14 protein-coding genes and 1 riboswitch are annotated in these 13,702 nt (G+C 72.2%); of the genes, 13 read left to right on the forward strand and 1 reads right to left on the reverse strand.

Annotated elements, in window-relative coordinates; translation table 11 throughout:
* From lepB to ACYC1Z_RS10315, 9 genes are all read left to right on the forward strand, one after another.
* Positions 1 to 684: signal peptidase I (gene lepB / locus ACYC1Z_RS10275; RefSeq protein WP_461409427.1), on the forward strand; the 684-nt coding region annotated here is incomplete at its 5' end.
* Between the two features lie 38 nt (positions 685 to 722).
* A complete protein-coding gene (locus ACYC1Z_RS10280; RefSeq protein ID WP_461409428.1) occupies positions 723 to 1,460 on the forward strand; it encodes a ribonuclease HII in 738 nt (245 codons plus the stop codon).
* A 7-nt stretch (positions 1,461 to 1,467) separates the two neighbouring features.
* A complete protein-coding gene (locus ACYC1Z_RS10285) occupies positions 1,468 to 1,770 on the forward strand; it encodes a DUF2469 domain-containing protein (protein WP_461409429.1) in 303 nt (100 codons plus the stop codon).
* A gap of 142 nt (positions 1,771 to 1,912) precedes the next feature.
* Positions 1,913 to 2,275 (forward strand): YraN family protein, encoded by a 363-nt coding sequence (locus tag ACYC1Z_RS10290; protein WP_461409430.1) that lies wholly within the window; start codon positions 1,913 to 1,915, stop codon positions 2,273 to 2,275.
* Between the two features lies 1 nt (position 2,276).
* A complete protein-coding gene (locus ACYC1Z_RS10295; RefSeq protein ID WP_461409431.1) occupies positions 2,277 to 3,815 on the forward strand; it encodes a YifB family Mg chelatase-like AAA ATPase in 1,539 nt (512 codons plus the stop codon).
* A complete protein-coding gene (gene dprA, locus ACYC1Z_RS10300; protein WP_461409432.1) occupies positions 3,808 to 4,962 on the forward strand; it encodes a DNA-processing protein DprA in 1,155 nt (384 codons plus the stop codon). The genes ACYC1Z_RS10295 and dprA overlap by 8 nt, the downstream gene beginning before the upstream one ends.
* Positions 4,963 to 5,024: 62 nt before the next feature.
* On the forward strand, positions 5,025 to 5,165 hold the full coding sequence (locus ACYC1Z_RS10305) for a hypothetical protein (protein ID WP_461409433.1): 141 nt from the start codon (positions 5,025 to 5,027) through the stop codon (positions 5,163 to 5,165).
* A 204-nt stretch (positions 5,166 to 5,369) separates the two neighbouring features.
* Complete coding sequence (locus ACYC1Z_RS10310; RefSeq protein WP_461409434.1) at positions 5,370 to 5,579, forward strand: heavy-metal-associated domain-containing protein; 210 nt, start codon at positions 5,370 to 5,372, stop codon at positions 5,577 to 5,579.
* 48 nt (positions 5,580 to 5,627) lie between these two features.
* Positions 5,628 to 8,087: a heavy metal translocating P-type ATPase gene (locus ACYC1Z_RS10315; RefSeq protein WP_461409435.1), complete on the forward strand. Its 2,460-nt coding sequence runs from the start codon at positions 5,628 to 5,630 to the stop codon at positions 8,085 to 8,087.
* Between the two features lie 315 nt (positions 8,088 to 8,402).
* On the opposite strand, the gene ACYC1Z_RS10320 is transcribed toward ACYC1Z_RS10315, so the two are convergent.
* The gene (locus ACYC1Z_RS10320) at positions 8,403 to 8,636 is read right to left on the reverse strand and encodes a MerR family transcriptional regulator (protein ID WP_461409436.1); all 234 of its coding nucleotides are present in this window, start codon (positions 8,634 to 8,636) and stop codon (positions 8,403 to 8,405) included.
* Positions 8,637 to 8,923: 287 nt separating this feature from the next.
* Positions 8,924 to 9,031, forward strand: a riboswitch (TPP riboswitch).
* Between ACYC1Z_RS10320 and thiC the strand changes: the two genes are divergently transcribed.
* The 4 genes from thiC (at position 9,025) to thiD (ending at position 13,033) form a co-directional block, all read left to right on the forward strand.
* A complete protein-coding gene (gene thiC, locus ACYC1Z_RS10325) occupies positions 9,025 to 10,683 on the forward strand; it encodes a phosphomethylpyrimidine synthase ThiC (RefSeq protein WP_461409437.1) in 1,659 nt (552 codons plus the stop codon). It overlaps the preceding riboswitch by 7 nt.
* Positions 10,680 to 11,501, forward strand: coding sequence for a hydroxyethylthiazole kinase (gene thiM, locus ACYC1Z_RS10330; RefSeq protein WP_461409438.1), 822 nt, complete (start codon positions 10,680 to 10,682; stop codon positions 11,499 to 11,501). Before thiC ends, thiM begins: the two co-directional genes overlap by 4 nt.
* A gap of 3 nt (positions 11,502 to 11,504) precedes the next feature.
* Positions 11,505 to 12,134 carry a thiamine phosphate synthase gene (gene thiE / locus ACYC1Z_RS10335; RefSeq protein ID WP_461409439.1) on the forward strand — a complete coding sequence of 210 codons (630 nt, stop codon included), beginning with the start codon at positions 11,505 to 11,507 and terminating at the stop codon, positions 12,132 to 12,134.
* On the forward strand, positions 12,131 to 13,033 hold the full coding sequence (thiD, locus tag ACYC1Z_RS10340) for a bifunctional hydroxymethylpyrimidine kinase/phosphomethylpyrimidine kinase (RefSeq protein WP_461409440.1): 903 nt from the start codon (positions 12,131 to 12,133) through the stop codon (positions 13,031 to 13,033). Before thiE ends, thiD begins: the two co-directional genes overlap by 4 nt.
* The last annotated feature ends 669 nt before the right edge of the window (positions 13,034 to 13,702 follow it).

The raw sequence follows: 13,702 nt of genomic DNA on the forward strand, positions 1-13,702 counted from the left end.
GCCCCGGCGCGGCGGCGCGGCGGCTGGATCCGGGAGACCGCGATCGTGATGGTCTCCGCGCTGGTGCTGTCCATCCTCATCAAGACCTTCCTCGCCCAGGCCTTCTTCATCCCGTCCGGGTCGATGGAGGACACCCTCGCCGTGGGGGACCGGGTGATGGTCAACAAGCTCGTACCAGGGCCCTTCGAGCTGGATCGCGGGGACATCGTCGTCTTCGTCGATCCCGGCGGCTGGCTCGGCTCCTTGGCGCAGGACACCCGGCCCGCCTGGCAGCAGTCCCTGACCAGCCTGTTCACCTGGATCGGCCTTCTGCCGCAGGACGCCGGCCACCACCTCATCAAGCGCGTCATCGGCGTGGGCGGGGACCGGGTCACGTGCTGCACCGAGGACGGGCGGCTGAGCGTGAACGGGGAACCGGTCACCGAGCCGTACCTCAAGCCGAGCACGAGCCCCAGCGACGTCCCGTTCGACGTCGTCGTACCCGAGGGACACGTGTGGGTCATGGGGGACAACCGTTCCAACTCCGAGGACTCCCGCGCCCACCTCGGCGAACCCGGCGGCGGCATGGTGCCGGTGGAGAACATCGTCGGCCGCGCCTTCGTCCTGCTCTGGCCCCCCGACCGCATCACCCTGCTCAACGGGGCCGAGGACTCCTTCGCCCGCGTGCCGGCGACCGTACCGTGACGGCCCGGCACCCCCGGAAGGCCACCCGGGAGGGGAGCGTGCGCCCCGTCCCCACGCGCGCCCTGGAGACCGAGCTCCTCGCCGGTCTCAGGCCCGGGAGCTACGTCGCGGGCATGGACGAGGTGGGCCGCGGCTCGCTCGCCGGCCCGGTCAGCGTCGGGGTCGCCGTCGTCGGCACCGGGACCCCGGACGGGCTGCCGCCCGGCCTCGCCGACTCCAAGCTCCTCCTGCCCCGGGCCCGCGAGGAGCTCGTCTCGCCCGTCCTGGCCTGGTGCGAGGGGGTCGCCGTCGGGCACGCCGGCCCCGACGAGATCGACGCGTTCGGCATCATCGCCGCCCTGCGCCTCGCCGGCCACCGCGCCCTCGCCGAGCTCGCCGTGATGGGGCTCGTGCCCGGCATCGTCATTCTCGACGGCGTCCACGACTGGCTCCACGCCCCCGACCAGCAGGACCTCTTCGCCGCCGAGCTGCCGGACGTCCTCGTCCCCGGCACCGGCACGCCGATGCCCACCCCACCCGTGCGGACGCAGGTCAAGGGTGACGCCACGTGCGCCGTCGTCGCCGCCGCCAGCGTCGTCGCCAAGGTCACCCGCGACGCCCTCATGGTCGAGGCCGACACCGAGCACCCCGCCTACGGCTGGGGGGCCAACAAGGGCTACAGCTCGCCGGAGCACATCGCCGCACTGGCCGAGCACGGTCCCTGCCCCCTCCACCGACGGTCCTGGAACCTGCCGGGCGTGAGCACCCCAGCGGCGGCACTCGCCGGAGGGGCATGATGACCCGGTGAGCGCTGAGGACCTGGAGAACTACGAGACCGAGCTCGAGCTCGACCTCTACCGCGAGTACCGCGACGTCGTCGGACTCTTCTCGTACGTGGTGGAGACGGAGCGGCGCTTCTACCTGGCCAACCACGTCGACGTCCAGGTGCGGTCCGCCGGCGGCGACGTGTTCTTCGAGCTCGAGCTCTCCGACGCCTGGGTGTGGGACGTGTACCGCTCGGCACGGTTCGTGAAGTCCGTGCGCGTGGTGACGTTCAAGGACGTCAACATCGAGGAGCTGGCCAAGCGCGAGCTCGAGCTCCCCTGAGGCCACCGGCCACCGGGCCGCTCGTCCGCCCGTCACCCGGGACAGCTCCCGTGCTCCTGATGCCACCTCGTCCACAGGGACCCGCCCGGCCCTGAGCGCGCCAACCGGGCGTCGGGCACCGTCGTGGCCGGAGGTGGTCGCGATGCGGGCCAAGGACGCGGTGGGTGCGTACGGCGAGCGGGTGGCACAACGCCTGCTCACGGAGAGCGGGCTGGAGGTGCTGGAACGCAACTGGCGCTGCGCCCGCGGGGAGATCGACATCGTCGCGCGCGACGTCGCGGCGGACGAGATCGTCTTCGTCGAGGTCAAGACGCGCCGGTCGACGGCGTACGGCCTGCCGGCCGAGGCGGTGACGCCGGCCAAGCTGGCCCGGCTGCGCCGCCTCGCCGGCGAGTGGCTCACCACGCACGAGGTCGCCGCCGGCGGGATCCGGCTGGACGTCGTCGCCGTCCTCGTGCCGGGCACCGGGGCCGCGCAGGTGGAGCACCTCAGGGCGGTGGGCTGAGGTGTCGCTCGGACGCACCTGGACGGTCTCCCTGGTGGGGCTCCAGGGCCACCTGGTCGAGGTCGAGGCACACCGCAGCTCCGGCCTGCCGACACTGACGCTCGTGGGCCTGCCCGACGCCGCCGTCACCGAGGCCCGCGAGCGGGTCCGCGCGGCCGTGGACTCCTCCGGGGTGGCGTGGCCGGCCGGGCGTCTCACGGTCAACCTCTCCCCGGCGTCGCTGCCCAAGTCGGGCACCGGTCTGGACCTGGCACTCGCCGTCGCCCTCCTGGTGGCGGACGGGCTGCCGGCCGCGGAGGAGGCGCACCGCAGCGTCCACCTGGGCGAGCTGGGCCTGGACGGCCGGGTCCGGCCGGTGCGCGGCATCCTCCCCGCCGTCGCGGCCGCCGTGGCGGCGGGACGACCACACGTGGTGGTCCCCGCGGGCAACGCCGACGAGGCGGCGCTCGTGCCCGGCGCGCGCGTCCGCCCGGTGGCCCACCTCGCCGAGGTGGTGCGCGGCTACGGCGGCCTGGCCACCGTGCCCGACCTGCCCGAACCGGGCCCGCCCGACGACGTCGCACCGCCCGAGGCCGACCCGGACCTGGCGGACGTGCTCGGGCAGGACGAGGCCCGGTTCGCCCTGGAGGTCGCCGCCGCCGGCGGGCACCACCTGTTCCTGGTGGGGGCGCCCGGCGCGGGCAAGACGATGCTCGCGGCGCGGCTGCCCGGCCTGCTGCCGGACCTGGCCGACCCCGCCGCCGTCGAGGTCACCATGGTCCACTCGGTGGCGGGCACGTTCGACCCCGCCCACGGGCTGCTGCGACGGCCGCCGTTCGAGGACCCGCACCACACGGCCACGCCCGCCGCCGTCATCGGCGGCGGCTCCGGGATCCCGCGCCCGGGTGCCGCGAGCCGGGCGCACCGCGGCGTGCTGTTCCTGGACGAGGCCCCGGAGTTCTCGCCCAGGGTCCTGCAGACGCTGCGGCAGCCGCTGGAGAGCGGGGAGCTGGTGCTGCACCGGGCCGCCGGCTCGGCGCGGTACCCGGCGCGTTTCCAGCTGGTCCTCGCGGCCAACCCCTGCCCGTGCGGGAAGGCGACCGGTCGCGGCACGGCCTGCGTGTGCACGCCGCTGGCCCGCCGCCGCTACCTCAACCGGCTCAGCGGCCCGCTGCTCGACCGCATCGACATCCAGGTCGACGTCGCCCCGGTCAGCCGCGCCATGCTCGCCGTCGCCGCGCCGCCGGAGACGTCGGCCACGGTGGCCGCCCGCGTGGCCGCCGCCCGGGCCCGCCAGGCCGTGCGCCTCGCCGGCTCACCGTGGAGCACCAACGCCGAGGTGCCGGGAGCCTGGCTGCGCGGCGGGGCTCCCGCGCCGGCCGGGGGTGTGCGGGTGATGCTCGAGCGGGCGATGGACCGTGGCGCGCTGAGCATGCGCGGCATGGACCGGGTGCTGCGCCTTGCGTGGACGCTGGCCGACCTCGCCGAGCGTGACCGGCCCACCACCACAGACGTCGGCACCGCGCTGTCGCTGCGTACCAGGGGAGGCACCGATGCCTGAGCTGCCGTTCGACACCGCCGACCCCCGCCTCGCCGCTGCGGCGTGGTGCCGCATCGCCGAACCGGGTGACGAGGCCGCGGGCGCCCTGACCGAGCGCCGCGGCGTGGTCGAGGCCCTCGACTGGCTGGCGCACACGGCCGCCCGCGACGCCGTCGGTGCCGACCGCTCGAGCCCGTGGCACGACGCCGTCCGGCGTTGGGTCCCCCGGCTGGAGGGCCTCGACATCCGCCGCGAGCTCGACGTCCTGGCGCGCCTGGGCGGGCACCTGCTGCTGCCCGGCGACCAGGGGTGGCCGGCCGGCCTCGACGACCTCGGTGCCGCGCGTCCCTTTGCGCTGTGGGTGCGCGGGACCCTGCCGAGCGAGTCCGGGGCGGGCCGTGCCGTCGCGATCGTCGGTGCCCGGGCGGCGACGGCTTACGGTCAGCGCGTCGCCTCGGAGCTGGCGGTCGGCCTGGCCGAGGCCGGGGTGTGCGTGGTCTCCGGCGGTGCGTACGGCATCGACGCCGCCGCGCACCGCGGCGCGCTCGCTGCCGAGGGGGCGACGGTCGCGTTCCTCGCCGGCGGCGTCGACCGGCTGTACCCGGCCGGCAACTCCGACCTCCTCGAGGCGGTGGCGGCGGCCACGGCGGTGGTCGCCGAGGTGCCGCCCGGCAGCGCACCCACCCGCAACCGTTTCCTCGCACGCAACCGCCTCATCGCGGCCGGCACGACGGGCACGGTCGTGGTCGAGGCGGCGTGGCGCTCCGGCGCGCTCAGCACCGCCGCGCACGCCGCACGGCTCGCCCGGCACGTCGGGGCCGTGCCGGGGCCGGTGACGTCGATGGCCTCGGCCGGCTGTCACCGGCTGCTGCGCGAGAGCGACGCCGTGTGCGTGACGACCGCGTCGGAGGTGCTCGAGCTGATCGCCCCGATGGGGGAGCACCTGCCCCTCGAACCGCCCGTCCGGCCCGGCCTCCTGGACGGGCTCGACCCGGTGGCGGCCCGCCTGCTGGACGCGCTCCCGGCCCGCGGCGCCGCGGCGATCCCGAACCTGGTGCGCGCCGCGGGGCTCGCGCCGGCGGAGGTGCGCTCGGCCCTCGGCGTGCTCGAGCTCGCCGGCCGGGTGGAGCGGGCGGGGGGCGGGTGGCGCCGCCGGTGCGACCGGTGACCGGTGGGGCACGGCCGGTAGGGCACGGCTGGTGCCGGGGCCGGCGTGGCCATCGTGGGCGGATGGCCACCGACGGTTCGGTCCCGGCGTCCCAGGAGGCGCTGGTGGATGCCGAGCGCCCCGACCGGCCGGACGTGACCTGCCTGCCGTGCTCGCGGCCGCTCACCTGGCTGCTGTCAACGCCGGCCGCCGTCCCGGGCTGACGACGGGCCGTCGTTCCGGCCTCGATGAAAGGGCGTCGTCCGAGGACGACGCCGGCCCGAAGCCGGGTCGAACTTGCCTGCCGACCAGGAGGCGCGTGCTGGACCCGCGGGTAACGGGGCGACCCCGGTCCGTCGGCTTGGCTTCCCGTGGCTGGAATCTTGCACGATGGCAGCACCAAGGATCTGTGCGGGTGGGAGGAAGTCATGACGACCAGGATCGAGTTGCACGTACGCGGGATGGACTGTGAGAAGTGCGAGGAGCGGATCGCCACGGCGGTCGGCCGGCTGACCGGCGTACGGCGGGCCACCGCCGACCACCGAACCGGTGCGGTCCGGGTGCTCGCTGAGGGCGAGGTGAGCCGCGAAGCCGTGGTCGCCCGGGTCACCGAGGCCGGCTACGAGGTCGACCGGTGAACCGGATGATGGCCGGCCGGGAACCGGCCAGATGAGGAGGGTGTGCGGATGACGACCCCGAACGTGACCGACCCGGAGCCGTGGCTCACCGAACCGCCGCGCACCGACGAGCAGGGACGCGCCCACCTCCAGCTCAAGATCGGGGGCCTGCACTGCTCCTTCTGCGTTTCCACGATCGAGAAGTCGCTGACCCGACAGGCAGGCGTGGAGGCGGTCGCGGTGTCTCTCGCGCACGAGGAGGGGCTGGTCACCTACCGCCCCGAGACGATCTCCCCGGCGCAGATCGTCGGCACGCTGCGCGAGGTCGGTTACACGGTGCGCGACCCGCGCAAGACCGCGACCTTTGAGGAGGCCGAGGTCGAGTTGGCGCAGGAGCGCAACCGCTTCCTGACCGGGCTGGGGCTCACCGTCGTCGCGCTGGTGCTGATGGTGTTCAGTTGGGCCGGTCATCCCCTGCAGACGAGTGTCGGTGGACGCGGGTTCGGCTTGGGGCCGTGGGTGCTGCTGGGTCTCGCGCTGGCGATGATCTTCGTGGTGGCGCGTCCGATCCTGACCATGGCATGGCAGTCGGCGCGGCGCGGCATCCTCAACCAGCACGTGCTGCTCGAGGCGGGCGCGTTCGGCGGCCTGCTGGGCGGGCTGCTCGGGTTGTTCGTCGCCCCGGCCACCTTCCCGGCCGGCGACTTCCTGGCCACCGCGGTGTTCATCACCACGTACCACCTGCTGTCCGGCTTCGCGTCCTCGTTGGTGCGCAACCGGTCCAGTCAGGCGGTACGCCGGCTGCTCGCACTGCAGCCCGACACCGCCCGGGTGGTGCGTGACGGCTTCGAGCAGGAGGTATCCGTCGACGAGGTGGGTATCGGCGACCACGTCCGCATCCGTCCCGGCGAACGTGTCCCGCTCGACGGACGCGTCGTGTCCGGAAGCTCCGGCGTCGATGAGTCGATGGTCACGGGAGAACCGATGCCGGCCGAGAAGCGCGAAGGCGCGGAGGTGGTCGGCGGGTCGGTCAATCAGACCGGCACCCTCACCGTTGAGGTGACCAAGGTCGGTGAGGACTCCTTCCTGGCCCAGGTGGCCCGCCATATCGAGCAGGCGCGCGCCCTCAAGCCAGGGATCATCCAGCTCGTCGACAAGATCATCGTGATCTACGTCCCCGCGGTGCTCTCGGCCGCGGTACTCGCGGTCCTGGTCTGGACCGCGGGCGCCTGGGCCGTGGCCGGGCAGCCAGACACCCCACGGGCGATCTTCGCGGCGCTGGCCGTGCTGGTGCTCGGGTATCCGTGCGCGCTCGGGATGGCGACGCCGTTAGCGATGATGCGCGGCGGCGGGCAGGCCGCCGAGCAGGGCATCCTGATGCGTTCTGGTGAGGCGTTCCAGATCTTCGGGGAGATCAAGCGGGTGGTGCTGGACAAGACCGGTACGCTCACGCTCGGCAAGCCGGCGATCACCGACCTGGTACCTGCCGCCGGTGTCACGGATGATGAGTTGCTGGCGGCGGCCGCAACTGCCGAGATCCGCTCGGAGCACCCGCTGGGCCGTGCCATCGTCGGTGCGGCCTTCGATGCGGGTCTCGACATCGACGACCCGGAGATCTTCTCCTCCGAGACCGGTCAGGGCGTGACCGCGGTGGCTGCGGGCAGCAGGGTCAGCGTCGGGCGCCCCGAGTGGGCGGTGGGCGAGCACGGTCTCGGTGCGCTCGCGGAGCGGCGGGAGCACCTGGAGGAGCGGGCCCGGACCGTGGTCGGGGTCGCTCGGGACGGTCGGCTGCTCGGCCTGGTCGGTATCGCCGACGAGGTCAAGGCCGACGCGGCCCAGGCGGTGGACCGGCTACGCCGGGTAGGGATCGAGCCGGTGATGCTCACCGGCGACAATGCCCGCACCGCCGCAGCCGTGGGCGCCCAGGTCGGGATCAGTGACGTGCGCGCCGGTCTGCTGCCCGGGGAGAAGGCCGAGGCCGTGCGCGGACTCCAGCAGCAGAGGCTGCGGGTGATGATGGTCGGCGACGGCATCAACGACGCACCCGCACTCACCCAGGCCGACATCGGCGTCGCCGTTGGCGCCGGCACCGACATCGCGATCGAGTCGGCCGACATCGTGCTCGTCGGCGAGCGGCTCGCCGCGATCGCGGACGCCCGGGACATCGGTGTTGATTCCTTCCGCAAGACCAAGCAGAACCTCGGTGTGGCGTTCGTGTTCAACGGCATCGGTGTGCCGCTCGCGGTCACCGGTCTGGTGGGGCCGGTGTGGGCGATGATCGCGATGATCGGGTCGGTCTCGCTGGTCCTCGCCAACAGTTTCGGTGCGCGGCTGGGTCCGGCCGAGGTGGCGGCGCTCGGCCGCCACCTCGCGCGGTGGTCGCTGGGTGGCGCACGTAGCCTGCGTCCACAGGGGTTGCGCGGCTGGTTGTGGACGGCCCGCAGCGCCGAGATCACCGGGTTCGTGGTCGCGGCGCTCGGCGTCGGGCTCCTGTGGGTGCTCGCGCTCGGATCACCAGGGACGAGATGATGGCGCGCCTCCCGATCCGTCCGCCCGAACGGCCCGCTGGAGTACACGCCGATGCCGATCTCCCGCATCGTGTCGCCCCCGACCTGCCCTTCCCGGCGCTCGAGGTCGACCGATCTCACCCGGGGCCGCAGCCGGCTACGCGGGGCCGACCGTGCGCCCGGCGTGTTCGATGAGCCGGCAGGAGCTGCCCGGGGTGCTGTCCGGAAGCCGCCTCGCCTCGGCGGAGAGCTCGCTGAGCTCCGATTGCAGCCTCCGGAGCTCGTCGATCTTGCGGTCGATCGTGTGCAGCTGAGCGTCCAGGACGCCGCGGACGTTTCAGCACCGCGCCTCGCCGCGCTGCTGGAAGGCCAGGATCTCCCTGATCTCGTCCAGGCTGATGCCCAACCGCTTCGCGCTGCGGATGAAGGTCAGTCGCGCCAGATCGGAGGGCTCGTAGTCGCGGTACCCCGACGCCGTGCGATCGGGCTCGGGGAGCAGCCCGATCGACTCGTAGTAGCGGATCGTCTTCGGGTTCACGCCACCCTCCCGGGCGAGCTCACCGATCCTCATGGTCACCTCTCCGCCGCGTCGCCCAGCACCACCACCATCTTGGTACCCGGATGGTTGGTCCATCAACGTCGGGGCCTCGCACGACATCGATCCGGACCATTCGGGTCTCGTAGTCAAGGTTGACACGGGGGACGACGCCCCGCAGGACCGGGCGGCCGATCCACCCGAGCCGTCAAAGGGCGATCGAGGCTCAGCCACCCCCGGCCCTACCGGGCCACCCGACAACGTACGGATCGGGGCTCAGTGGACTTGACCGTCGCCGCGGGTGCCGCTGTAGGCTCATGGCGTCAATCCACCACGGGAGTCCGCACCAGCGGGCTGAGAGGACGGCTAGGGCCGTCGACCGTTGAACCTGTCCGGGTCATGCCGGCGTAGGGAGAGCGTTACGATGCGCCACGTCAGTCCTGCACCTGTGTCCGGTGTGACCGTCGGCTCGATCGACGGCAGCACAAAGCAGTATGCCGAGGTCCCGGGGTTCCCGGGGATGCAGGTGCCCGTCCGACGGGTGAACCTGAGCAACGGTGAGCACCTGGACCTCTACGACACGTCTGGCCCGTACACCGATGTGACGGCCGAGATCGACCTCGAGGCCGGCCTGCCCAGGACCCGGGACCGGTGGGACCGTCCCGCGCCTGTCGACGGCGTGGCCACGCAGCTCGTCTGGGCCAGGGCGGGGATCGTCACCCCGGAGATGGCCTACGTGGCTGCTCGCGAGGGTGTGGCTCCAGAGCTCGTGCGTGACGAGGTTGCGCGTGGCCGGGCGGTGATCCCCGCGAACCCCCGGCACCCGGAGATCGAGCCGATGATCATCGGCAAGGCATTCGCCGTGAAGGTCAACGCCAACATCGGCAACTCCGCGGTGACGTCATCGGTCGCCGACGAGGTCGAGAAGATGGTGTGGGCCGCCCGGTGGGGCGCCGACACGCTGATGGACCTGTCGACCGGGAAGGACATCCACCTGACGCGGGAGTGGATCCTGCGGAACTCACCGCTGCCGGTGGGAACGGTGCCGATCTACCAGGCACTGGAGAGGGTCAAGGGCGATCCGGCCGCGCTGTCCTGGGAGGTCTACCGCGACACGGTGATCGAGCAGTGCGAGCAGGGCGTCGACTACATGACCGTCCACGCCGGGGTGCTGCTGCGGTACGTACCCTTGACCGCCAGGCGCGTCACGGGGATCGTCTCCCGCGGCGGGTCGATCATGGCGGCCTGGTGCCTGGCGCACCATCAGGAGAACTTCCTGTACACCCACTTCGTCGAGCTCTGCGAGATCCTGCAGTGCTATGACGTGACGTTCTCCCTGGGCGACGGGCTACGCCCAGGATCGATCGCCGACGCGAACGATCAGGCGCAGTTCGCCGAGCTGCGCACGCTCGGGGAGCTTACCCGGGTGGCCAAGTCCTACGGCGTGCAGGTGATGATCGAGGGCCCCGGGCACGTGCCCATGCACAAGATCGTCGAGAACGTCCGATTGGAGGAGGAGCTCTGCGAGGAGGCGCCGTTCTACACGCTCGGCCCCCTGGCGACGGACATCGCGCCTGCCTACGACCACATCACCTCGGCTATCGGTGCGGCGATGATCGCTCAGGCCGGGACCGCGATGCTGTGCTACGTCACCCCGAAGGAGCACTTGGGGCTGCCGGACCGCGACGATGTGAAGGCCGGTGTCATCACCTACAAGATCGCGGCGCACGCGGCAGACCTGGCCAAGGAGCACCCGCGCGCCCAGGAGCGTGACGATGCGCTGAGCAGAGCCCGCTTCGAGTTCCGCTGGAACGACCAGTTCGCGCTGTCCTTGGACCCAGACACAGCGCGCGCGTTCCACGACGAGACGCTGCCGGCCGAGCCCGCGAAGACCGCCCACTTCTGCTCGATGTGCGGGCCGAAATTCTGCTCGATGCGCATCTCCGCGGACGTGCGCACCTACGCCGAGGAGAACGGGCTCACCAGCCAGGAGGCCATCGAGGCGGGCATGGCCGACAAGTCCACCGAGTTCACTCGGCTGGGCAGCTCGGTCTACCTGCCCATCGAGGAGGTCCGACGATGAGCACAGCACCCTTGTCCGTCGGCGTCCGCGCATCCGCCGAGGACGCGATCCGCATACTCGGCGAGCTACGCACGCGTCAGCCCCTCGTGCACTGCATGACCAACATCGTCGTGGCGGGGTTCACCGCGAACGTCCTGCTCGCCGTCGGTGCCTCACCGGCCATGGTGGAGAACTCCGAGGAGTCCGCGGACTTCGCCCAGATCGCGGACGCGGTCCTGGTGAATCTCGGGACGCTGTCCCCGGACAAGGTCACCGCGATGCGTTCAGCTGTCGCGGCGGCAGGGCGTGCGGGCACACCCTGGGTCCTGGACCCGGTCGCCGTCGGGGCGCTCGGATACCGGACCCGGTTCGCCGCCGAGCTCGTGACCGGTGGGCCGGCCGTCGTTCGCGGCAACGCCTCGGAGATCTTGTCCCTTGCGGGCGCCGCGGGTTCGGCCGGACGCGGGGTGGACTCGACGACTACGTCCGTGGAGGCCGTGGCGCATGCCTCGGGGCTTGCCCGCCGGATGGGGACGACGGTCGCCGTCAGCGGAGCCGTCGACTACCTATCCGACGGCACCGACGTGCTGGAGGTGCACTCCGGTCACGAGATGATGACCCGGGTGACGGGCGTCGGATGCGCGCTGGGCGCCCTGGTAGCGGCCTGCTGCGCCGTGGAGAGCACGCCGCTCATCGCGGCGGGTGCTGCGACGACGATCCTGACGGTCGCCGCCGAGGTCGCGGTCACGTCGAGCAACGGTCCGGGTAGCTTCGCGGTCGCGCTGCTCGATGCCCTGCACGGCCTGGACGCACAGACCCTGCGCACCCACGCCGGCTGAGCCGTGGCCCTCGACCTGTCGGTCTACCTGGTGATCGGCGCGCAGAACGTGAGCCGTCGTAGCGTGCGTGACACGGTCGACGCGGCGCTGACCGGCGGGGTGAGCGCCGTCCAGCTGCGGGACAAGCAGGCGTCCGGACGCGAGCTGATGGCATTGGCCGCCGAGCTGTCTGAGGTGCTGGCCGGTACGGGTGTCCCGCTGCTGGTCAACGACCGGCTCGACATCGCCCTGGCGTCGGGTGCGCAAGGGGTCCATCTCGGCCAGTGCGACCTGGACGTCCGTCACGCGCGCCGGTTGGCCGGGCCGGGATTCCTCATCGGGCAATCGGTCTCGCGACCCGAAGAAGTCGCGGACATGCACTCCCTGCCCTGCGGGACCGTGGACTACCTCGGCATCGGCCCAGTGTTCCCCACCGCCTCCAAGCCCGACGCGCGACCCGCTCTGGGCCTGGACGCGGTGACTGCCTTGCGTGCCTGCACGACCCTGCCGTGCGTCGGTATCGGAGGCATCGACGCCGGCAACGCACCGTCGGTCTGGGCGACCGGGGTCGACGGGCTGGCGGTGGTGTCCGCGATATGTGACGCACCCGACCCCGCTGCTGCCGCAGCCGGCCTACGGTGGGGTCGATCGTGATCATCAACGCGTTGACCATCGCCGGCACTGACCCCAGCGGCGGCGCAGGCATGCAGGCTGACCTGAAGGCCTTCTCCGCCCTGGGCGTCTACGGCACCAGCGTCATCACCGCAGTGGTCGCCCAGAACACCCACGGCGTGGGGGGGATCCACCCGGTTCCCGGGGAGTTCGTGACCGCCCAGCTCGAGAGCCTGTTCCGCGACGTGCGCATCGACACGGTCAAGATCGGGATGCTCGGGACCGCCGAGGTGATCGACGCCGTCGCCACCGCGCTTGGCCGCTACCGGCCCCCGTACGTGGTCCTCGACCCCGTCATGCTGGCGAGCAGTGGGGACAGCTTGCTCGATCCCGGTGCGACGGCGGCACTGCGCGAGACGCTCCTCCCACTCGTCGACGTCATCACTCCGAACGTCGCCGAGGCCGCCGTGCTGCTGGACGAGGTGGAGGCCGAAACCCCCTCGGACCTTCTCGACCAGCTCGCCCGCCTACGGCGTCTATGTCCTGGCGTCGTGCTGACGGGCGGCCACCTCGACGGGCCGCAGTGCACAGACCTCTTGTCGGTCGACGGCGAGATCACGCGGATCACGGCGGACCGCGTGCTGACGCGAAACACGCACGGCACCGGATGCACCCTCTCGGCAGCGATCGCCGCGCTGCGCCCGGGGCGACCGGACTGGACCAGCGCCGTCCGCGACGCGAAGGAGTACCTGACCGCAACCTTGCTCGCCGCGGACGCCCTCGACGTCGGCCGCGGGCCAGGTCCGCTGCACCACTTCCACTCACTGTGGCCGCCGGCGCAGGGCCGTGACGGTGATGGGCCGAGCCTGCCCGCTCCAACCAGTCCTGGGCGTCCGTCATGCCTTCCGGACCCGAGAACAAGAATGGGCACCGTTCGATGACGTGTCGCACCCTCCCCTCAGCCTGGATCCGTTAGTTGTTGGGTGGCCCGATGGGGCCGGGTGTGATTGCCCTTGATGGCTCCGGTGGATTGGCCGCCCGGTCCTGCGGGTGCCTCGACTGCTGAGCGAAATGGGCGTTCTGGTCGCTCTTCACGGATCTGTCGACGGGGAGTCCATCGGGCCGCACGGTAGTCGTGGGTTCGAGGGGAGTGGGGGATGGACCAAGGGGTCCAGCACGGGTTGGCGGGTGTTGATGTCGGCAAGGGCCACCACTGGGTGGGCCTGATCGACGAGGCCAGTGCCAGCTTGTGATCGTCGAAGGTCGTCGAAGGTCGTCGAAGGTCGTCGAAGGTCGTCGACGACGAGAGTGCGATCCGGCGGGCGATCGCCGCTGTGCTCGGCCGGGCCGGCCGGGTGATCTGGGCGGTGGATCTCACCGGGACGCCGCTGATCTGCTGCTCGCGCTGCTGGCCGTCCATGATCAGCAGGTTCGGTACGTGCCCGGGCGGACCGTGAACCTCGTGGCGGATACTGGTTCTGCAGGTACGGGCCCCACTGAAGGGCGTCGTCCGACGACGACGCCGGACGAGCAGGGCGGCCAGGGGGAGGGAGGCGGCGAAGGAGGTGCCTCAATGAAGGGCGTCGTCCGAGGACGACGCCGGCCCACGA

This window comes from Georgenia sp., from assembly GCF_054605595.1.